The following is an 18,152-nucleotide window of genomic DNA, read 5'->3' on the forward strand; positions in this document are numbered from 1 at the left end:
CGCCGCGGGCGTGAAGGGGCGAGGCGAGTCGATGTTCGATCTGCAGCAATTGGAGCACGCGAGGGGCGTCGTCGGCGCGGCGATGCCGCCGACGCCGGCGCATCGCTGGCCGCTGCTGTCGGAACGGCTCGGCGCCGACGTCGTGGTCAAGCATGAAAACCACACGCCGACCGGCGCCTTCAAGGTGCGGGGCGGGTTGGTCTATGTCGATCGCCTCAAGCGCGAACGGCCCGACACCGCGGGACTGATCTCGGCGACTCGCGGCAATCACGGCCAGAGTCTGGCCTTCGCCGCCGCTCGTTACGGCCTGCCGGTGACCATCGTGGTGCCGCGCGGCAATTCCGCCGAGAAGAACCGCGCGATGCGGGCGTTCGGCGCCGAGCTGATCGAGCACGGCGACGATTTTCAGGCCGCCCGCGAGGAAGCCGGGCGTCGCGCCGCGCTCACCGGTCTGGAATCGGTGCCGGCGTTTCATCCCGATCTGGTGCTGGGGGTGGCCACCTACGCGCTGGAATTATTGCGGGCGGCCCCGGATCTCGAAGTGCTCTATGTCCCGATCGGGCAGGGCTCCGGCATCTGCGGCTGCATTCTGGCGCGCGATCTGCTCGGCCTGACTACCGAGATCGTCGGCGTGCAATCGACGAAGGCGCCGTCCTACGCGCTGTCGTTCGCCGCGGGCACCATCGTCACCACCGAGAGCAGCGACACGCTGGCCGACGGGCTGGCGACGCGGATTCCCGATCCGCATGCGCTTGCGATCATCCGCAAGGGGGCGTCGCGCATGGTGCAGGTCAGCGACGCCGAGATCGCCGCGGCGGTCCGCGCCTACTGGACCGACACGCACAACCTCGCCGAGGGCGCCGGCGCGGCGGCGCTGGCGGCCGCCACGCAGGACAAGGTCAAGATCGCCGGCAAGCGGGTCGGGCTGATCCTGAGTGGCGGCAATATCGATTTCGATTTGTTCAACCAATGGGTCGTACCCGACGCGGCGGCCATTGGCGCCGGCAAGGAGTTGGCGTGATGATGTGCAAGATTCCAGACAAGCGGCCCCCAACTCACCGCCGTCATCGCCCGGCTTGACCGGGCGACCCATTATTCCAGCGCGCGTGATCTTGCGGCGAGGCTCTGGAATACTGGATCCCCGCTTTCGCGGGGATGACGGCTGAAGACAAGGCGGCGTCCCGAACTAACAGATGCCTCCGAACGTTTCGGACCAGAGATCGACAGGAAATGAGATGACCCAGCCCGCATCCGCTTACTTCATGGAAGAGCGCCACGACCCGAACGAGACCCATACGCTGTCGGTGCTGGTGCAGAACGAGCCCGGCGTGCTGGCGCGGGTGATCGGGCTGTTTTCGGGGCGCGGCTACAATATCGAGAGCCTCACCGTCTCGGAGACCGAGAACCAGAAACATCTGTCGCGCGTCACCATCGTCACCACCGGCACGCCGATGGTGATCCAGCAGATCAAGAACCAGCTCGACCGCATGGTGCCGGTGTTCCGCGTCGTCGACATGACGCTGACCGGCCGCTCGATCGAGCGCGAGCTGGCGATGGTCAAGCTGCGCGGCACCGGCGACCATCGCGTCGAATCGTTGCGGCTCGCCGAGGCGTTTCGCGCCCGGGTGATCGACGCCTCGACCGAGAGCTTCGTGTTCGAGATCACCGGCAACACGTCGAAGATCAACCAGTTCATCGAACTGATGCGCCCGCTCGGCCTGGTCGAAGTCGTCCGCACCGGCGTCGCCGCAATCGGCCGCGGCGCCGAGGGGATGTAAGCGGGGGAGCTACGCCGTGATCGCCTCGGCGATGTCGTCGAACGAGCTGTTGGTGTAGTCCTTCGCCAGCGAGCGGATCAGCGAGGCTTCCACGGTCTTGTGCAGGATCGGCCGCATCTGGCCGAGCGTCTGCGGGTCGGCGATCAGCACCAGCCCGTCGAATTCACCCGCGAGCTTCATCTTGTTGATGAAGAGGCTGAGCTGCTTGGCGAAGGTGGCTTCGTCGGTCTGGCTCTGGGTCTGATCTTCCGGCCGCGAGCCCGACGGGCCGTCGTCGTCGAGATTTTCCGGCGACAGTCTGCGTTCTTCGCGCAGCACGACGCTGGCCGGCTTGCCGGTGTTGCGGAGCAAAATCGCCCCGCCGCCGTCGGCGACGACCACGAGTGTGTTGTGCGGAATCAGCGCCATGATCTTTCCCTTCAGAACGACGGCGGCTTCGCGCGGCCGTCCTCAGGAATGGCCAACCGGCGCCGCAGGGCTTGGTTCCGTTGTCTGTGCAGAAACTGCCGCGGCCTCGAGGTGCAGGCCTTTCAGCGTGGCGGGATTGGTCCAGTCGACGGACTGCACCACGCTGAATGATCCGTCGGTTTCCAGCACCACGGCGTCGACATCCGCGATTTTCGCGATGCCGCGGCTGCGCAGCACCGCAGTGACCTCCTCGCGGGTCACCCGCTGGGCCAGCATCGCGGAGTCGATGAAGGCGCCTTTGTAGAGCAGCAGCGTCGGCTCGCTCTTCACCAGCGTCTCGAACCAGGGCAGCCGCACCGAGCACCAGGTGATCGCGTATTGCAGGGCGATCAGCATCGCCAGCGCCAGCAACCCTTGCACCAATGAGACGCTGCTGTTCAGCGCCACGGTCCCAAGCACGGAACCCAGCGCGACGGTGACGACGAGGTCGAAGGCGTTCAGCTTGGTGAGGGTGCGCTTGCCCGAAATGCGCAGGAACGCCACCAGGGCCAGATAGGCGATGGGGGTGACGACGAGAACGTGGGCGACGTCGGACATTTCGGACCTCGATCCTCAGCGTGCACGTTACAAAGGCGCGGGGCCTTCGTGGCGTTTCCAGGTTCGCCCCCACCTTCGAAACCTGCGCTGGGTGGCATCGTTCCTGCGCATTTGCGCCCGTCGCCGCGTGGCAAGTTGTCACCGCCTGCCGGGGATCGCGAAGATCCGGCGGGGCGCGACGCTGCGGTGGCGTGCGTGCGCGGAATGCAGCCGCGCGATCCGGCCGCTTACCGCGCCCCGCCGGATCGGCTAGGAACCGGGCAACGGCGCGCGCAGCGCGCGGCCGATTCTGGGCGGAGACATCATGAGGCCAGCCGACATCGCGCTCGCGCTCGTCGTTGCGCTGATCTGGGGGCTGGGCTTCGTGTTCACGCGCTACGCGCTGACCGAGATGTCGCCGACGGTGCTCAATCTGCTGCGGTTCGCCATCACCGCGCTGCCGTGCCTGCTGCTGCCGCGGCCGAAGCTCGCCTGGACGATCTGGATCGGCATCAGCCTGCTGCTGGTGTGGCAATATCTGACCCAGAGCTGGGGTATCGCGCAGGGCGTGCCGGCGGGGCTGACGGCGGTGATCGTGCAGAGCCAGGCGCTGTTCACCATTGCGTTTGCGGCGGTGCTGCTCGGCGAGCGGCCGACCCGGGTGCAACTGATCGGCATCGGCGTGGCCGCCTGCGGCCTGCTGATGATCTGCTTCACCGTCGGCTACGATTTCACCGCGGTCGCCTTCGCGGTCACGATGACCGCGCCGGTCGCCTTCGCCTTCACCAACCTGTTGCTGCGGCGGGCGCAGGGCGTGCCGATGCTCGATTTGTTCGCCTGGATCAGCCTGGCGTCGCTGCCGCCGCTGGCGATCGCTGCCTTCGTCGCCGATGGCGGGCCGGCGATCTGGCGGGAGGTGAGCGGTCTGTCGCCCGGGGTGATGGCGGCGATGCTGTCGCTGTCGATCGGCTCGACCACGATCGGCTACTGGATCTGGGGCCGGTTGCTGCACCGCTACAGCGCGGCGCAGGTGGTGCCGTTCGCGCTGCTGGTGCCGTTCATCGGGGCGGGAGCGTCCAGCCTGGTGTTCGGCGAGACTTTCGGGCCGCTGCGGCTGGCCGGGATGCTGATCGTGGTCGCCGGGCTCGCCATCATGCTGCTGTTCGGCCGGGCGCGACCGGCGCTGCCGGAGACCGCCTGAAAGTCGCAGGCGCCCCGTCTTCGCGGTGCGGCAGCCATGCCGCAGCCACAAAACACCGCTGCGGGCTTGTCTCAGGGCACCTAGCGCCCTAGAAACCGGCAGCAATTTCACGGTCGGCCGGGACTGGCCCGATCACCACAGCAGGGGGCGGGACGGGCCGCCGAAGAGAGGAACGAGAATGCGAGTTTACTACGATCGCGACGCCGACCTGAATCTGATCAAGGGCAAGAAGGTCGTCATCGTCGGCTATGGCAGCCAGGGCCACGCCCACGCGCTGAACCTGAAGGATTCCGGCGTCAAGGACGTCGCGATCGCGCTGCGCAAGGGCTCGGCCACGGCCAAGAAGGCGGAAGCCGCCGGCTTCAAGGTGATGGAAGTCGCCGAGGCCGCCAAATGGGCCGACGTGATGATGATGCTGACGCCCGACGAATTGCAGGGCGAGATCTATCGCGACCACCTGCACGACAACATGAAGCAGGGCGCGGCGCTGTTGTTCGCCCACGGCCTCAACGTCCACTTCAACCTGATCGAGCCGCGCGCCGATCTCGACGTGCTGATGGTCGCGCCGAAGGGCCCGGGCCACACCGTGCGCTCGGAATATCAGCGCGGCGGCGGCGTGCCGAGCCTGATCGCGATCCACCAGGATCCGTCGGGCAACGCCCACGACCTCGGCCTCAGCTACGCCTCGGCGATCGGCGGCGGCCGCGCCGGCATCATCGAGACCTCGTTCAAGGAAGAGTGCGAGACCGATCTGTTCGGCGAGCAGGTGGTGCTGTGCGGCGGTCTGGTCGAGCTGATCAAGGCCGGCTTCGAGACGCTGGTGGAAGCCGGCTACGCGCCGGAGATGGCGTATTTCGAGTGCCTGCACGAAGTGAAGCTGATCGTCGACCTGATCTATGAAGGCGGCATCGCCAACATGAACTACTCGATCTCCAACACCGCGGAATACGGCGAATACGTCACCGGCCCGCGCATCGTCACCGCCGAGACCAAGGCGGAGATGAAGCGGGTGCTGGCCGACATCCAGAACGGCATCTTCACCCGCAACTGGATGCTCGAGAACAAGGTCAACCAGACCTCGTTCAAGGCCACCCGCGCCAAGCTCGCCGCCCATCCGATCGAGGAAGTCGGCGCCAAACTCCGCGAGATGATGCCCTGGATCAAGAAGGGCGCGCTGGTGGACAAGTCGAAGAACTAAGCGCGCGACGCGCTCGGCGTCATCCTGAGGCGCCGCCGCAAAGCGGCGGCCTCGAAGGATGGGCCACAAGTGCCGTGCCAGTCATCCTTCGAGGCTCGCTTCGCTCGCACCTCAGGATGACGGCTTCGACAGTGAGAACACGGGACCGCAGCTACGCGGTCCCGTTTTCGTTTGGGATACGCGCGGCTGCACCTCTCCCCGCGTGCGGGGAGAGGTCGGATTGCGCAGCAATCCGGGTGAGGGGGCGTTTCAACGTAGCCGAGACTCCGTGCTCGCGTCGCCCCTCACCCCAACCCTCTCCCCGCGAAGAGCGGGGCGAGGGGGCGCGCCGTGCGCGGGGCGAGGCCGGACGGTGCAATCCGCCGCAGCCGCGGTGCCTTGATCTGGTCGGACCAGATTGGTAGGGTCAGTCATGGCGACTCCGCTCAGTTCCGAGACCTCCCATTCTGTCCGCAAGACGCTGGAATTCGTGCAGCATCATCGGCTGGCGAAGGGCGACCGGCTGCCGTCGGAGCGGGAATTGTCGGAGCGGTTCGGCGTGGCGCGCAGTTCGGTGCGCGAGGCGCTGGCGGTGCTGGACGCGATGCGGATCACCGAGCGCCGGCCGAAATCGGGCATCTTCCTGCGCAACGCGGTCGAGGATGGCGGGCTCGATGCGCTGGTGCTGCAGGCCGATCTCGGGCTGGCGTTCGATCCGCAGGTGACGCGCGACGTCACCGAGGCGCGGATCATCTGCGAGGAGCAGGCGCTGCGGCTGGCCTGCCGGCGGCGGACCGAGGCCGATCTGGCGAAGCTGCACCGATTGCTCGACGCCTATGCGGCGCTGGTCGACGCCGGGCGCAATCCCGCCGACGCCGACGTCGACTTTCACCTCGCTTTGGTCGCCGCCAGCCAGAACCGCATCCTCGTGCGCACGCTGACGCCGCTGATGCTGATGAGCACGAATTGGCGGCGGCGCTATTTCGACTCGGCGGCGATCCGCCGCCGCTCGCTCGACGATCACCGCGCCTTCGTCGACGCCATCGAGGCGCGCGACGAAGCGGTCGCAGCATCGCTGGTGCAGCGCCACGTCCAGACCGCCGCCGCGGACGTGCGGGCACTGGCGGAGCAGGGCGGCGCGACCGCGACCGAGACGCCATCCAAATCAGACACGCGCGCATCCGACGCGCCGACATAACCCCGGTCAACGGGAGAACTTCGCGCGGCCGACAGCCGCTTCGGGGAAACGCAAAAAGAAGGATCAAAAATGCGTATCAAGACGACTTCCGTGGCCGCTATCGCGGCTGCGATCGCAATGCTCGCCACGAGCCCCGCGCTGGCCCAGAAGAAATACGGCCCCGGCGCCAGCGACACCGAGATCAAGCTCGGCAACACCGTGCCCTACAGCGGCCCGGCCTCGGCCTACGGCATTCTGGGCAAGACCTACGCGGCCTATTTCAAGAAGATCAACGACGAGGGCGGCATCAACGGCCGCAAGATCGTGCTGATCTCCTATGACGACGCCTATTCGCCGCCGAAAACGGTCGAGCAGACCCGCAAGCTGGTGGAAAGCGACGAGGTGCTGGCGATCCTCGGCAGCGTCGGCACCGCCTCGAACATCGCGATCCAGAAATATCTCAACGCCAAGAAGACGCCGCAACTGTTCCTCGCCACCGGCGCGTCGCGCTGGAACGATCCCAAGGCGTTTCCGTGGACGATGGGCTGGCTGCCGAGCTATCAGGCCGAAGCCACCGCCTACGCGACCTATCTGCTGAAGGAGAAGCCCGACGCCAAGATCGGCGTGTTCTATCAGAACGACGATTTCGGCAAGGACTACGTCCGCGGCCTGAAAGAGGGGCTGGGCGACAAGGCGGCGACGATGATCGTGGCCGAATCCAGCTACGAGGTCTCCGAGCCGACGGTGGATTCGCACATCGTCAAGATGAAGGCGGCCGGCGCCGACACGTTGTTCTCGTTCGCGACCGGCAAGTTCGCCGCGCAGGCGATCAAGAAGGTCGCCGAACTGGGCTGGAAGCCGCTGCACATCGTGCCGAATGCCTCGTCGTCGCTCGGCAGCGTGCTGCGCCCGGCCGGTCTCGAGAATGCGCAGGACCTGGTGTCCGCGACCTTCGCCAAGGACCCGACCGATCCGCAGTGGAACGAGGATCCCGGGATGAAAGTGTTCCACGCCTTCGTCGAGAAGTACATTCCCGAAGGCAAGGCGATGGAGAGCACCGTGCTGTCGGGCTACAGCATCGCCCAGACCATGGCCGAGGCGCTGCGGATGTGCGGCGACGATCTCAGCCGCGCGAACCTGATGAAGCAGGCCGCGAGCATGAAGGACGTCAAGCTGGACGGCCTCTTGCCGGGCGTGACCGTCAACACCAGCGCGACCGACTTCTCGCCGATCGACCAGTTCCAGATGATGTCCTTCAAGGGCGAACGCTGGCAGCGTTTCGGCGACGTCATCAAGGGCGAAGTCGCGGTCGCGGGCCAGTAAGCGCGCCGCGCGATCACCTCACCCCGACCGGCGGAGCGCAGCGGAGACGGTCGGGTGAGGGGGCGCCTCGGCGCGTCTGAGCGCCTGATGCTAGTCAGGATCGCTCGGCTTCCAGGCGACGCCCCTCATCCCAGCCTTCTCCCCGCACGCGGGGAGAAGGAGCGGGCCGTGCGCGCGGCAAGGCTTCGTCCTATTGGAATACCAAGCGGGATCGTGGTGACGCGGTCCCGTTTTGCTGTGATAGGGTCGCGATGCATTGGGCACGGAGCGGGCCATGAAATCTGTCGTCGTCACCGGGGTCTCCACCGGGATCGGTCGCGCCATCGCGAAGCTGCTGCTGGACAAGGGTTTTCGCGTGTTCGGCAGCGTGCGCAAGCAGTCCGACGCCGACCGGCTGATTCAGGATTTCGGGGCGAATTTCACGCCGCTGTTGTTCGACGTCACCGACGAGGCGGCGATCCGGGTGGCTGCGGACGAGGTTCGCGCGGCGCTCGGTGGTGAGCGGCTCGCGGGGCTGGTCAACAATGCCGGCATCGCGGTGTCGGGCGCGGTGGTCGATCTGTCGGCCGATGATTTCCGGCGGCAGTTCGAGGTCAATGTGATCGGTCCGATCGTGGCGACGCAGGCGTTCGCGCCGCTGCTCGGCACCGATCCGTCGCTGCGCGGGCCGGCGGGGCGGATCGTGATGATGTCGTCGATCGCCGGCCGGTTCGGCAATCCGCTGATGGCTGCGTATTCGGCGTCGAAGCACGCGCTCAACGGTCTGTCCGACGGGCTGCGCCGCGAGATGATGCTGTTCGGCATCGACGTGGTGATTATCGCTCCCGGTGCGGTCAAGACGCCGATCTGGGCCAAGGCCGGGCAGGAAGATATCTCGCGCTTCGCGGCCTCGCCGTTCTATCCGGCGCTGCAGAAAATCCGCGCGATGCTGCCGCAGATGGACGAAAGCAGCCTGCCGCCGGAGACGATCGCGCAGCACGTCCACGACGCGCTGACGTCGCCGAAGCCGAAGGTGCATGACGTGATCACGCCGGGCCCGTTGCGGTTCTGGCTGTCGACCAGACTGCCGCCGCGGCTGGTCGACAAGATCGTCGCGCGCAGGCTGGGGCTGCAGCCGGCGAAGTAAGCGAATGTCCGGTAGGGCGGATGGCGCTTCGCGTATCCGCCCTACGGCTTCACCCGGTCCCATAGCGCCCGCGACACCACGTCCGGCGTCTTGCCCGACCCCGCTTGCAGATTGGCTTCGCGCATCGCGTCGATGCCGATGCGGCCGAGCAGCGGCGTCAGCGCATCGCGCAGCTTCGCGTCGCCAGCGCCCTTCGGCGACAGCAGCAGCACCGCGTCGTAAGGCGGGATCGCCCGATGCGGGTCGTCCAGCACGACGAGATCGTATTTCGCGATCAGCCCGTCCGAGGTGTAGCCGGCGATGACATCGACCTCGCCGGAGGCGACGGCCGCATACATGAAGTCGGGTTGCATCTGCCGCTCGGTCTTGAAGGCGAGACCATAGGTCTTGCGCAGATGGGCCCATTCCGGCCGCGAGAAGAATTCGTAGTCGCCGGCGATCGTCATCGCCGGCGCGCGGGCGGCGAGATCGGCAATCGAGCGGATGCCGAGCGCCTCGGCCCTGGCGCGCGGCATCACCAGCGCATAGGCATTGGCGAAGCCGAGGTCGCCGAGCAGGGTGACGCCGTCCTTGGCGAGATCCTGCTTCAGATCGGCCAGCACCTGGTCGCGGGCGGCGATGCCGGGGTGCTTGAACTGATTGGCCCACAGCGTGCCGGAGTAATCGACATAGGCGTCGATGTCGCCGCTCTTCAGGGCGTCGTAGATCACGCTGGAGCCGAGGCCGGCGCGCGTGGTGGCTGACAGCCCGGCGGCTTCGAGCCGCTGCTCGATCAGCGCGGCGAGCACATATTGCTCGGTGAAGGTCTTGGCGCCGACGACGTAGGTCGATCGCGTGCCGGCCAGCGACGGCGCCAGCGTCGCGATCACCAGCGCGGCGAGGCCGACGCCGCCGAGCGCGGTGCGGACACGGCTGCGCAGCCGCAGGCCGCGCTCGATCAGCGCCAGCAGCTGATCGACCGCGAGCGCCAGCACCGCGGCGGCGGCGCAGCCGAACAGGACCAGCACCCAGTTCTGCGTCTGCAGCCCGGCGAAGATGTAGTTGCCGAGGCTGGTCTGGCCGATCGGAGTCGACAGCGTCGCGGTGCCGATCACCCACACCGCCGCGGTGCGGATGCCGGCCATGATCACGGGCAGCGCCAGCGGCAGCTCGACCATCGTCAGCGTCTGCCGCGGCGTCATGCCGACGCCCTGCGCGGCCTCGACCAGCGCCGGATCGATGCCGTCGAGGCCGGTGATGGTGTTGCGCAGCACCGGCAGCATCGCATACAGCGCCAGCGCCAGCACTGCGGGCAGGAAGCCGAACGCCGAGAAGCCGACGCCGAGCGTGCTCGCGCTCAACGCCGCCAGTGCCAGCAGCAGCGGATAGAACAGCGCCAGCAACGCCAGGCCGGGGATGGTCTGAACGATGCCGGCGAAGCCGAGCAGGGCGCCGCGCAAGATCGGGTTGTGTCGCGTGACCATCGCCAGCGGCAGGCTGATCGCCAGGCCGAGCGCCAGCGCGGCAAGGCTGACGCGGACATGGGCGCCGAGATAGTCCGGCAGATTGGCCAGCGCCTCGCCCCAGCGCGGATCGCCGAACAGGCTCATGTCGCACCGTCCTGCGGCAGCAACGCCGAGAGCCTGCGCGCCTGCCGGCGCGGCGTCTGCAGTAACTCGGTGACGTAAGGCTCGGTGCTGTGCGCCAGCTCCATGGCGCTGCCCTGCGCCAGTAATCGGCCGGCGCGCATCACCGCGACGCGATCGGCCAGCAGCAGCGCCTCGGTGATGTCGTGGGTGATCAGCACGGTGGTGAGCCCGAGCCTTTCGTGCAGCGCGCGAAAATCCTCGCCGAGCGCGTCGCGGGTCAAGGGGTCGAGCGCGCCGAACGGCTCGTCCATCAGCACGATGGCGGGTTTCGCGGCGAGCGCGCGGGCGACGCCGACGCGCTGGCGCTGGCCGCCGGAGAGTTCGTGCGGAAAGCGGTCGCGATATTGAGCGCGGTCGAGCCGCACCAGATCGAGCAGTTCGTCGACCCGCGCGGCGATCCTGTCGCGCGGCCAGCCGAGCAGCTTCGGCGTGATGCCGATATTGCCGGCGACGCTGAGATGCGGGAACAGCGCGCCGGCCTGGAACACGATGCCGATGCGCCGGCGCAGCGCGATCGGATCGGCGGCGCGGATGTCCTCGCCATCGATCGTGATCGTGCCGGCGTCGGCCTCGATCAGCCGGTTGGCGAGCCGCAGCAGCGTGGTCTTGCCCGAGCCGGAGCCGCCGACGATGGCGAGCAACTCGCCGGGCGCGACGGAAAGCGAAACGCCGTCGACCGCCTTGACCCGGCCGCCGTCGAAGCTCTTGTCGACGCGGTCATAAGCGATCATCGGCGTGGCGTCGCGCATCATGCCGGCTACATGACGGCGGGTCGCGGCAAAGCGCAAGCCGCACTTGCAGTTTGCCGCGCGGCGTTGAATGGTCGGCGCGGAAATGGAGGACGAGGCGTGAACGGAGGGGCATCGACAGCAATCGCATTGCGGGACGCGACGGTGGCGTTCAGGCTCGCCGACGGCCGCATTTACACCGCGGTCGAGAAGGCGTCGCTCGACGTCGCCGACGGCGAGTTCGTCGCGATCGTCGGGCCGACGGGATGCGGCAAGTCCACGCTGCTCAACGTCGCGGCCGGGCTGCTGCAGCCGGTGGCGGGGCAGGCGCGGATCTTCGGCGCACCGCTCGACGGGCTCAATCGCAACGCCGGCTATCTGTTTCAGGCCGACGCATTGTTCCCGTGGAAGACCGCGATCGACAATGTCGCGATCGGTCTCGACGTCGCCGGGACGGCGCGTGCCGAGGCGCTGACGCGCGCCCAGGGATGGCTGGATACGGTCGGGCTCGGCGCCTTCGCCGGCCGCTATCCGCACATGCTGTCGGGCGGTCAGCGCAAGCGCGTCGGCCTCGCCCAGGTGCTGATCCGCGATCCGAAGATCCTGCTGATGGACGAGCCGTTCGGCCCGCTCGACGCGCAGACGCGGCAGATCATGGGCAATCTGTTGCTGCAACTCTGGAGCGCGCATCGCAAGGCGGTGCTGTTCGTCACCCACGACCTCGAAGAAGCGATCGCGCTGGCCGATCGGGTGGTGATCATGTCGTCGGGGCCGTCGTCCCGCATCATCGGCGACTGGCGAGTCGCGCTGCCGCGGCCGCGCGACATCTTCGAGATCAGGCTCACGCACGAGTTCCACGCGCTGCATCGCGAGATCTGGGGCGTGCTGCGCGAGCAGGTGATGAAGGCGTATGGACAGAGCGGGCAGGCGGTGGCGTGATGGGAGTGTTCGTGAAGGCCGCTGACTCACCCCTTGCACGGCGAACTCCCTCCCCCCTTGCGGGGGAGGGTTGGGGTGGGGGGTGGCCACGGGCTCAGTGCTCGCGGCCCCCCACCCCCGACCCCTCCCCGCAAGGGGGAGGGGAGTGCGCGGGGGCCTTGCCATGTCGCGGCTGAAACTCGTGTCGTTGCAGCTCCTCGTCGCCGTCGTCGCGCTCAGTGTGTGGCAGTTGCTCACCACCGTGCCGATCGCCGGCAAATTGCTGCTGCCGCCGTTCTTCTTCTCCAATCCGGTGGACGTCGCCAAGCAGGTCTATGCCTGGTTCGCCTCGGGCGTGATCTGGAAGCATCTCTTGATCACGCTGTGGGAGTCGCTGCTGGCGTTCGTGATCGGTTCGGTCGCGGGCGTACTGGTCGGGTTCTGGTTCGCGCGGCAGCCGCGGGTCGCGGCGGTGTTCGATCCCTATGTGAAGATGTTCAACGCGCTGCCGCGCGTGGTGCTGGCGCCGATCTTCACGTTGTGGCTGGGGCTCGGGATCTGGTCGAAGGTCGCGCTCGGCGTGACGCTCGTCTTCTTCGTGGTGTTCTTCAACGTCTATCAGGGCGTCAAGGAAACCAGCGCGACGCTGGTCGATAACGCGCGGATGCTGGGGATGAGCGAGCGGCAGATGATGCGGCACGTGTTCTGGCCGTCGGCGCTGTCGTGGATGTTCTCGTCGCTGCACACCGCGGTCGGCTTCGCGGTGGTCGGCGCGGTGGTCGGGGAATATCTCGGCGCCGCGGCCGGGCTCGGCTATCTGATCCAGCAGGCCGAAGGCAGCTTCGACGTCGCCGGCGTGTTCGCCGGCATGTTCGTGCTGTCGGTATTCGTGATCCTGATCGACCTGGTGGTCAGCATGGTCGAAAAGCGGCTGCTGGTGTGGCGGCCGCAGCCGGGCGGCGCCGTCCAGCAGACCGACTAGAGTCCTCGGCGGCTTTCGCCTATCCTGCACCGCTTCGTTCCGGGAGAAACGTCATGAAAACGATACTCGCCAAGGTCGCCGCGCTGCTGTCGGCGCTGCTGCTGACGACCACGCTCGCGGCCGCGCAGAGCAAGGTGACGATCGCGATCGGCGGCGGGGCGTGCCTGTGCTACCTGCCGACGGTGCTCGCCAAGCAGCTCGGCGAATACGACAAGGCCGGACTGAGCGTCGAGCTGGTCGACCTCAAGGGCGGCTCGGACGCGCTGAAGGCCGTGCTCGGCGGCAGCGCCGACGTCGTCTCCGGCTATTTCGACCACACCGTCAATCTCGCCGCCAAGAAGCAGGAGATGCAGTCCTTCGTGGTCTACGACCGCTATCCGGGGCTGGTGCTGGTGGTGTCGCCGCGGCACACCGCGGAGATCAAGTCGGTCAAGGACCTCGCCGGCAAGAAGGTCGGCGTCAGCGCGCCGGGCTCGTCGACCGATTTCTTTCTGAAGTATCTCTTGAAGAAAAACGCCGTCGATCCGAACGACGTCTCGGTGATCGGCGTCGGCCTCGGCGCCACCGCCGTGGCGGCGATGCAGCAGGGCCAGATCGACGCCGCGGTGATGCTCGATCCGGCGGTGACGATCCTGCAGGCTGCGCACGCCGATCTGCGCATCCTCAGCGACACGCGCACCGAGCACGACACCCGCGAGGTGTTCGGCGGCGACTATCCGGGCGGCGCGCTGTATTCGACGGTGGCGTGGATCAAGGCGCATCCGAAGGAGGCGCAGGGCCTGACCAACGCCATCCTGAATACGCTGAACTGGATCCACGCGCATTCGGCCGAAGAGATCGCCGACAGGATGCCGCCGAACATCGTCGGCAAGGACAAGGCGCAATACGTCGCCGCGCTGAAGAACACGATCCCGATGTACTCGACCACCGGGCTGATGGACCCGAAGGGCGCCGACGCGGTGCTCGCGGTGTTCAGCACCAGCTCGCCGGATGTGGCGAAGGCCAATATCGACGTCACCAGGACCTACACCAACGCCTTCGTCGAGCAGGCGAAGACGTCGGGCGTGGCGAAGTAGCAGCGCCCGCGATGAGCGCGTCCGCGCCGGTCACGATCCATCGTGTGACGCAGCTCGACCTGTGGGTCGACGACCATGTGTGGCCGTTCGCGCAAACGCACCGGTCGAAGATCGATGGATACTTCGCGGCGCGGCAGCTGGAGCAGCCGAAGCTGTGGAATGGCCGGGTGCTGATGGGGCGCCGGCCGCGCTTCGAGGGCGGCCTCTTCAGCGCCGACTATTTCGAGACCGACTTCGCCAGCTTCCTGTGCTGGCGCGAATGGGAGTTTCCGGATCTGTCGGTGTTCAACGGCTTCGGCATGGGGGTGATCCGCTCGAGCGACGGCGCGATCGTGCTCGGCGAGATGGGCGCGCACACCGCCAATGCCGGCAAGGTGTATTTCGCCGGCGGCACGCCCGACCCGTCCGATGTCCGCGGCAAGCGGCTCGATATTCCCGCCAGCGTCGCGCGCGAGGTCGAGGAGGAGACCGGGCTGCGGCGCTCGGATTATCGCGCGGCTGATCATTGGCACTGCGTCGAGGCCGGCCCCTACGTCGCGATGCTGCGTTTGCTGGATGTCTATCTGCCGGCCGAGGCGCTGCAGTCGCGCATCGAGGCGCATCTGGCGCGCGACGCGCACCCGGAATTCAGCCGGGTGCATCTGGTGCGGTCGGAGGCCGATCTGCTGCCATCGATGCCGCGCTTCGTCACCGCCTATCTCACGATGCTGCTGGACGGCGAGGATTAGAGCAAAACTCTCCGTCATTGCGAGCGAAGCGAAGCAATCCAGAGGCCCAGTGCTCTGCCCTGGATTGCTTCGTCGCGGAGCCTGTGCTCGGACGGCGCGGAGCGCCGATCCGAGTGCTCCTCGCAATGACGCGGAATGTCAGCCGTGGGCGTGGACGCCGAGGTCGTCGCGCGGGGTGATGCCGAGGCGGGCGAACAGCGCGCGGTCCTTGCTGTCGCCGGGATTCGGCGTGGTCAGCAGCGTGTCGCCGATGAAGATCGAATTGGCGCCGGCGAGGAAGCACAGCGCCTGCATCTCGTCGCTCATCGCGGTGCGGCCGGCGGCCAGCCGCACGTCCGATTTCGGCATCATGATTCGCGCCAGCGCGATGGTGCGGACGAATTCGAACGGATCGACGGGCTTTGCGGTCGAGGCGATCGGCGTGCCTTCGATCGGGATCAGCATGTTGATCGGCACGCTCTCCGGATGCTGAGGCAGGTTGGCGAGGGTGCGCAGCATCTCGACGCGGTCGGTCGGCTTCTCGCCGAGGCCGAGGATGCCGCCGCAGCAGACCTTGATGCCGGCGTCGTGCACCTTCGCCAGGGTGTCGAGCCGGTCGCCGAAGCTGCGGGTCTTCACCACCGACGAGTAGAACTCTTCCGAGGTGTCGATGTTGTGGTTGTAGTAATCGAGGCCGGCGTCGGCGAGCTGCTGCGCCTGATCCTCGCTGAGCATGCCGAGCGTCATGCAGGCTTCCATGCCGAGCGCCTTGACGCCCTTCACCATCTCGATCACCGGCGCCATGTCGCGCTCCTTCGGCGAGCGCCAGGCTGCACCCATGCAGTAGCGTGTGGCGCCGGCGTCGCGGGCGGCCTTGGCGCCCTCGATCACCTTCTGCGGGTCCATCAGCTTGGAGGCGGGCAGGGCGGTGTCGTGATGCGCGGACTGGCTGCAATAGCCGCAATCCTCGGCGCAGCCGCCGGTCTTGACGTTGAGCAGCTGATTGCACTGCACCGCGTTGGCGTCGAAGCTCTGGCGGTGGATGGTCTGCGCCCGGAAGATCAGATCGGCGAACGGCGCGTGATAGATCGCGGCGGCCTCCTCGCGGCTCCAGTCGTGGCGGAGGGACGGGGTCGCGGCGGCCAGAGAGGTGAGATCGATCGAGTTCAACGCGGGCGCTCCATACTGTGTCGTTCGGCTCGCAGAGCCATAAGGCGTTTCGGCGGGCGAGGAAACCCGCCGCCGCGCCGGCGTCGCCCAACGATGGTTTAGGTCAGGATTTCTGACGCTTTATCGCGAGGTTTGCCCATCATTTGCCGTTGCGAAGCCGTGGCGAGGTCGTCTAGAAGGATAGTCGTTCGGTCCGTCGGACACTTGCGTCAACCGTCTCTCAAGGGTTGTCGCCGACGATAGGGACCTGAAGGTGTTGGGCATGACGATTCGCGACGGCAGGATGGAATTGGCGGGGACGGCGTTTGCCGGTTCCGACGCGATTCCGGCTGCGGCGATGTCGGCACAGATTCCCGCCACCCTCGCGCTTGGCGGGCTGCTTCTGCTTATTTGCCCCTGAGGGCCGTCTGGGCGTTTGCGCCTGGGCACTCAGGGGATCGCACGAACGCCAGCCCTTCACGCGCCGGACGGCGCCCCGACCAAAGGAATTCATTCATGACCACGACCCCGAAGTCCGAGCAGGACCGCGTCATCATTTTCGACACCACCTTGCGCGACGGCGAGCAGTGCCCCGGCGCCACCATGACCTTCGAAGAGAAGCTGAATGTCGCCAAGATGCTCGACGACATGGGCGTCGACGTGATCGAGGCGGGCTATCCATTTGCTTCGGATGGTGACTTCGAGGCGGTACACGAAATCGCCAAGCGTTCGAAGAATTCGGTGATCTGTGGATTGTCGCGCGCGGCCCACAAGGACATCGACCGCTGCGCCGAGGCGATCAAGCCGGCCGAGCGCGGCCGCATCCACACCTTCCTGTCCACCTCGCCGGTGCACATGAAGTACAAGCTGCAGATGGAAGCCGCGCAGGTCTACGAGATGGTGATCTCGTCGGTGACGCGTGCGCGCAACCATACCGACGACGTCGAGTGGTCGGCGGAAGACGCCACCCGCACCGAGTTCGACTTCCTGTGCCGCTGCATCGAGGCGGCGATCAAGGCCGGCGCCACCACCATCAACCTGCCGGACACGGTCGGCTACGCGGTGCCCGAGGAATATCGCGAGATGTTCCGCAAGGTGCGCGAGACCGTGCCGAATTCCGACAAGGCGCGGTTCTCGGTGCATTGTCACGACGACCTCGGCATGGCGGTGGCCAATTCGATCGCCGGCGTGCAGGGCGGGGCGCGGCAGATCGAGTGCACCATCAACGGCATCGGCGAGCGCGCCGGCAATGCCGCGCTGGAAGAAGTGGTCATGGCGATACGGGTGCGTCAGGACTCGCTGCCCTACTGGAACAACATCGAGAGCACGATGCTGACCCACGCCTCCAAGACGGTGTCGGCGGCGACCTCGTTCCCGGTGCAGTACAACAAGGCGATCGTCGGCCGCAACGCGTTCGCCCACGAGAGCGGCATCCATCAGGACGGCATGATCAAGAACGCCCAGACCTACGAGATCATGACGCCGGAGACGGTCGGCGTGAAGGGTACCTCGCTGGTGATGGGCAAGCATTCCGGCCGCGCCGGCCTGATCCACAAGATGGAAGAGCTGGGCTACAAATTGTCGCGCAACCAGATCGAGGACGTGTTCGTGCGGTTCAAGGCGCTGGCCGACCGCAAGAAGGACGTCTACGACGAGGACATCGAGGCGCTGGTCGACGAGCAGTTGCTGCACGGTCAGGACCAGATCAAGCTGACCTCGCTGACGGTGATCGCCGGCACCCATGGCCCGCAGCGCGCGACCATGAAGCTCGACGTCGACGGCCAGATCCGGATCGAGGAAGCCGAGGGCAACGGCCCGGTCGACGCGGTGTTCAACTGCATCAAGGCGCTGGTGCCGCACGAGGCCAAGCTGGAGCTGTATCAGGTCCACGCCGTCACCGAAGGCACCGATGCCCAGGCCGAGGTCTCGGTCCGGCTGTCGCATGAGGGCCGCTCGATGACCGCGCGCGCCGCCGATCCGGACACCCTGGTGGCGTCGGCCAAGGCCTATCTGGGGGCGCTCAACAAGATCGTCGCCAAGCGCCAGCGCGACGTCCGGCAGGACGCGCCGGCGGTCGCCGTGGCCGGCTGATCCGCATCAGTCGCGATCCGCGCAACTATCGGGGCGGTGCATTCTGCACCGCCTTTTTGCGTTGCAGCAACTTTTTGCCGCGCCCCTGCTAAAGGGGCAATAGCCTT

18 protein-coding genes are annotated in these 18,152 nt (G+C 67.0%); 13 read left to right on the top strand and 5 right to left on the bottom strand.

The features are described from left to right. The first annotated feature begins 31 nt into the window (after positions 1-31). Both ACTZWT_RS11115 and ilvN read left to right on the top strand, forming a co-directional pair. Positions 32-1,021, top strand: a complete 990-nt coding sequence (locus ACTZWT_RS11115; protein ID WP_444769727.1) for a threonine dehydratase — start codon at positions 32-34, stop codon at positions 1,019-1,021. 214 nt (positions 1,022-1,235) lie between these two features. Further along, positions 1,236-1,778: an acetolactate synthase small subunit gene (ilvN, locus tag ACTZWT_RS11120; protein WP_444769728.1), complete on the top strand. Its 543-nt coding sequence runs from the start codon at positions 1,236-1,238 to the stop codon at positions 1,776-1,778. A 9-nt stretch (positions 1,779-1,787) separates the two neighbouring features. On the opposite strand, the gene ACTZWT_RS11125 is transcribed toward ilvN, so the two are convergent. Together ACTZWT_RS11125 and ACTZWT_RS11130 are read right to left on the bottom strand one after the other, a co-directional pair. Then, positions 1,788-2,186, bottom strand: a complete 399-nt coding sequence (locus ACTZWT_RS11125; protein WP_444769729.1) for a host attachment family protein — start codon at positions 2,184-2,186, stop codon at positions 1,788-1,790. A gap of 42 nt (positions 2,187-2,228) precedes the next feature. Beyond that, positions 2,229-2,783 (bottom strand): DUF421 domain-containing protein, encoded by a 555-nt coding sequence (locus tag ACTZWT_RS11130; protein WP_444769730.1) that lies wholly within the window; start codon positions 2,781-2,783, stop codon positions 2,229-2,231. 304 nt (positions 2,784-3,087) lie between these two features. Between ACTZWT_RS11130 and ACTZWT_RS11135 the strand changes: the two genes are divergently transcribed. The 5 genes from ACTZWT_RS11135 (at position 3,088) to ACTZWT_RS11155 (ending at position 8,766) form a co-directional block, all read left to right on the top strand. Continuing rightward, positions 3,088-3,963 (top strand): EamA family transporter, encoded by an 876-nt coding sequence (locus ACTZWT_RS11135; protein ID WP_444769731.1) that lies wholly within the window; start codon positions 3,088-3,090, stop codon positions 3,961-3,963. Between the two features lie 178 nt (positions 3,964-4,141). Next, positions 4,142-5,161: a ketol-acid reductoisomerase gene (ilvC, locus tag ACTZWT_RS11140; protein ID WP_322516589.1), complete on the top strand. Its 1,020-nt coding sequence runs from the start codon at positions 4,142-4,144 to the stop codon at positions 5,159-5,161. Positions 5,162-5,573: 412 nt separating this feature from the next. Beyond that, a complete protein-coding gene (locus ACTZWT_RS11145) occupies positions 5,574-6,338 on the top strand; it encodes a FadR/GntR family transcriptional regulator (RefSeq protein WP_444769732.1) in 765 nt (254 codons plus the stop codon). 69 nt (positions 6,339-6,407) lie between these two features. Then, positions 6,408-7,640, top strand: a complete 1,233-nt coding sequence (locus ACTZWT_RS11150; RefSeq protein ID WP_444769733.1) for an ABC transporter substrate-binding protein — start codon at positions 6,408-6,410, stop codon at positions 7,638-7,640. 274 nt (positions 7,641-7,914) lie between these two features. Further along, positions 7,915-8,766 (top strand): SDR family oxidoreductase, encoded by an 852-nt coding sequence (locus ACTZWT_RS11155; protein ID WP_444769734.1) that lies wholly within the window; start codon positions 7,915-7,917, stop codon positions 8,764-8,766. Positions 8,767-8,807: 41 nt separating this feature from the next. Here the strand turns inward: ACTZWT_RS11155 and ACTZWT_RS11160 are convergent, their stop codons facing one another. Together ACTZWT_RS11160 and ACTZWT_RS11165 are read right to left on the bottom strand one after the other, a co-directional pair. Next, complete coding sequence (locus tag ACTZWT_RS11160) at positions 8,808-10,355, bottom strand: ABC transporter permease/substrate-binding protein (protein WP_444769735.1); 1,548 nt, start codon at positions 10,353-10,355, stop codon at positions 8,808-8,810. Next, complete coding sequence (locus ACTZWT_RS11165) at positions 10,352-11,143, bottom strand: ATP-binding cassette domain-containing protein (RefSeq protein WP_444769901.1); 792 nt, start codon at positions 11,141-11,143, stop codon at positions 10,352-10,354. The genes ACTZWT_RS11160 and ACTZWT_RS11165 overlap by 4 nt, the downstream gene beginning before the upstream one ends. Before the next feature lie 123 nt (positions 11,144-11,266). Between ACTZWT_RS11165 and ACTZWT_RS11170 the strand changes: the two genes are divergently transcribed. The 4 genes from ACTZWT_RS11170 to ACTZWT_RS11185 all read left to right on the top strand — a co-directional run bounded on the left by ACTZWT_RS11170 (position 11,267) and on the right by ACTZWT_RS11185 (position 14,826). Further along, positions 11,267-12,061 (top strand): ABC transporter ATP-binding protein, encoded by a 795-nt coding sequence (locus ACTZWT_RS11170; RefSeq protein ID WP_444769902.1) that lies wholly within the window; start codon positions 11,267-11,269, stop codon positions 12,059-12,061. A gap of 163 nt (positions 12,062-12,224) precedes the next feature. Then, positions 12,225-13,022, top strand: a complete 798-nt coding sequence (locus ACTZWT_RS11175; protein ID WP_444769736.1) for an ABC transporter permease — start codon at positions 12,225-12,227, stop codon at positions 13,020-13,022. A 53-nt stretch (positions 13,023-13,075) separates the two neighbouring features. Beyond that, complete coding sequence (locus tag ACTZWT_RS11180; RefSeq protein WP_444769737.1) at positions 13,076-14,098, top strand: ABC transporter substrate-binding protein; 1,023 nt, start codon at positions 13,076-13,078, stop codon at positions 14,096-14,098. Positions 14,099-14,109: 11 nt separating this feature from the next. Next, a complete protein-coding gene (locus ACTZWT_RS11185) occupies positions 14,110-14,826 on the top strand; it encodes an NUDIX hydrolase (protein ID WP_444769738.1) in 717 nt (238 codons plus the stop codon). A 138-nt stretch (positions 14,827-14,964) separates the two neighbouring features. Here ACTZWT_RS11185 and bioB read toward each other — a convergent pair whose 3' ends face one another. Next, complete coding sequence (gene bioB, locus ACTZWT_RS11190) at positions 14,965-15,975, bottom strand: biotin synthase BioB (RefSeq protein WP_444769739.1); 1,011 nt, start codon at positions 15,973-15,975, stop codon at positions 14,965-14,967. 262 nt (positions 15,976-16,237) lie between these two features. Between bioB and ACTZWT_RS11195 the strand changes: the two genes are divergently transcribed. Both ACTZWT_RS11195 and ACTZWT_RS11200 read left to right on the top strand, forming a co-directional pair. Continuing rightward, the gene (locus tag ACTZWT_RS11195; RefSeq protein ID WP_444769740.1) at positions 16,238-16,375 is read left to right on the top strand and encodes a hypothetical protein; all 138 of its coding nucleotides are present in this window, start codon (positions 16,238-16,240) and stop codon (positions 16,373-16,375) included. 95 nt (positions 16,376-16,470) lie between these two features. Then, positions 16,471-18,045 (top strand): 2-isopropylmalate synthase, encoded by a 1,575-nt coding sequence (locus ACTZWT_RS11200; RefSeq protein ID WP_444769741.1) that lies wholly within the window; start codon positions 16,471-16,473, stop codon positions 18,043-18,045. The last annotated feature ends 107 nt before the right edge of the window (positions 18,046-18,152 follow it).

Origin of the sequence: Rhodopseudomonas sp. NSM, assembly GCF_052445935.1 — a bacterium.
Classification (GTDB): domain Bacteria; phylum Pseudomonadota; class Alphaproteobacteria; order Rhizobiales; family Xanthobacteraceae; genus Rhodopseudomonas.

Coding starts and splice junctions, on each gene's coding strand:
- ACTZWT_RS11165 (WP_444769901.1), bottom strand. CDS start 11,143: ATGCGCGACGCCACGCCGATGATCGCTTATGACCGCGTCGACAAGAGC.
- ilvN (WP_444769728.1), top strand. CDS start 1,236: ATGACCCAGCCCGCATCCGCTTACTTCATGGAAGAGCGCCACGACCCG.
- ACTZWT_RS11195 (WP_444769740.1), top strand. CDS start 16,238: ATGACGATTCGCGACGGCAGGATGGAATTGGCGGGGACGGCGTTTGCC.
- ACTZWT_RS11145 (WP_444769732.1), top strand. CDS start 5,574: ATGGCGACTCCGCTCAGTTCCGAGACCTCCCATTCTGTCCGCAAGACG.
- ACTZWT_RS11125 (WP_444769729.1), bottom strand. CDS start 2,186: ATGGCGCTGATTCCGCACAACACACTCGTGGTCGTCGCCGACGGCGGC.
- ACTZWT_RS11200 (WP_444769741.1), top strand. CDS start 16,471: ATGACCACGACCCCGAAGTCCGAGCAGGACCGCGTCATCATTTTCGAC.
- ACTZWT_RS11150 (WP_444769733.1), top strand. CDS start 6,408: ATGCGTATCAAGACGACTTCCGTGGCCGCTATCGCGGCTGCGATCGCA.
- ACTZWT_RS11175 (WP_444769736.1), top strand. CDS start 12,225: ATGTCGCGGCTGAAACTCGTGTCGTTGCAGCTCCTCGTCGCCGTCGTC.
- ACTZWT_RS11155 (WP_444769734.1), top strand. CDS start 7,915: ATGAAATCTGTCGTCGTCACCGGGGTCTCCACCGGGATCGGTCGCGCC.
- ilvC (WP_322516589.1), top strand. CDS start 4,142: ATGCGAGTTTACTACGATCGCGACGCCGACCTGAATCTGATCAAGGGC.
- ACTZWT_RS11135 (WP_444769731.1), top strand. CDS start 3,088: ATGAGGCCAGCCGACATCGCGCTCGCGCTCGTCGTTGCGCTGATCTGG.
- ACTZWT_RS11185 (WP_444769738.1), top strand. CDS start 14,110: ATGAGCGCGTCCGCGCCGGTCACGATCCATCGTGTGACGCAGCTCGAC.
- ACTZWT_RS11115 (WP_444769727.1), top strand. CDS start 32: ATGTTCGATCTGCAGCAATTGGAGCACGCGAGGGGCGTCGTCGGCGCG.
- ACTZWT_RS11130 (WP_444769730.1), bottom strand. CDS start 2,783: ATGTCCGACGTCGCCCACGTTCTCGTCGTCACCCCCATCGCCTATCTG.
- ACTZWT_RS11160 (WP_444769735.1), bottom strand. CDS start 10,355: ATGAGCCTGTTCGGCGATCCGCGCTGGGGCGAGGCGCTGGCCAATCTG.
- ACTZWT_RS11180 (WP_444769737.1), top strand. CDS start 13,076: ATGAAAACGATACTCGCCAAGGTCGCCGCGCTGCTGTCGGCGCTGCTG.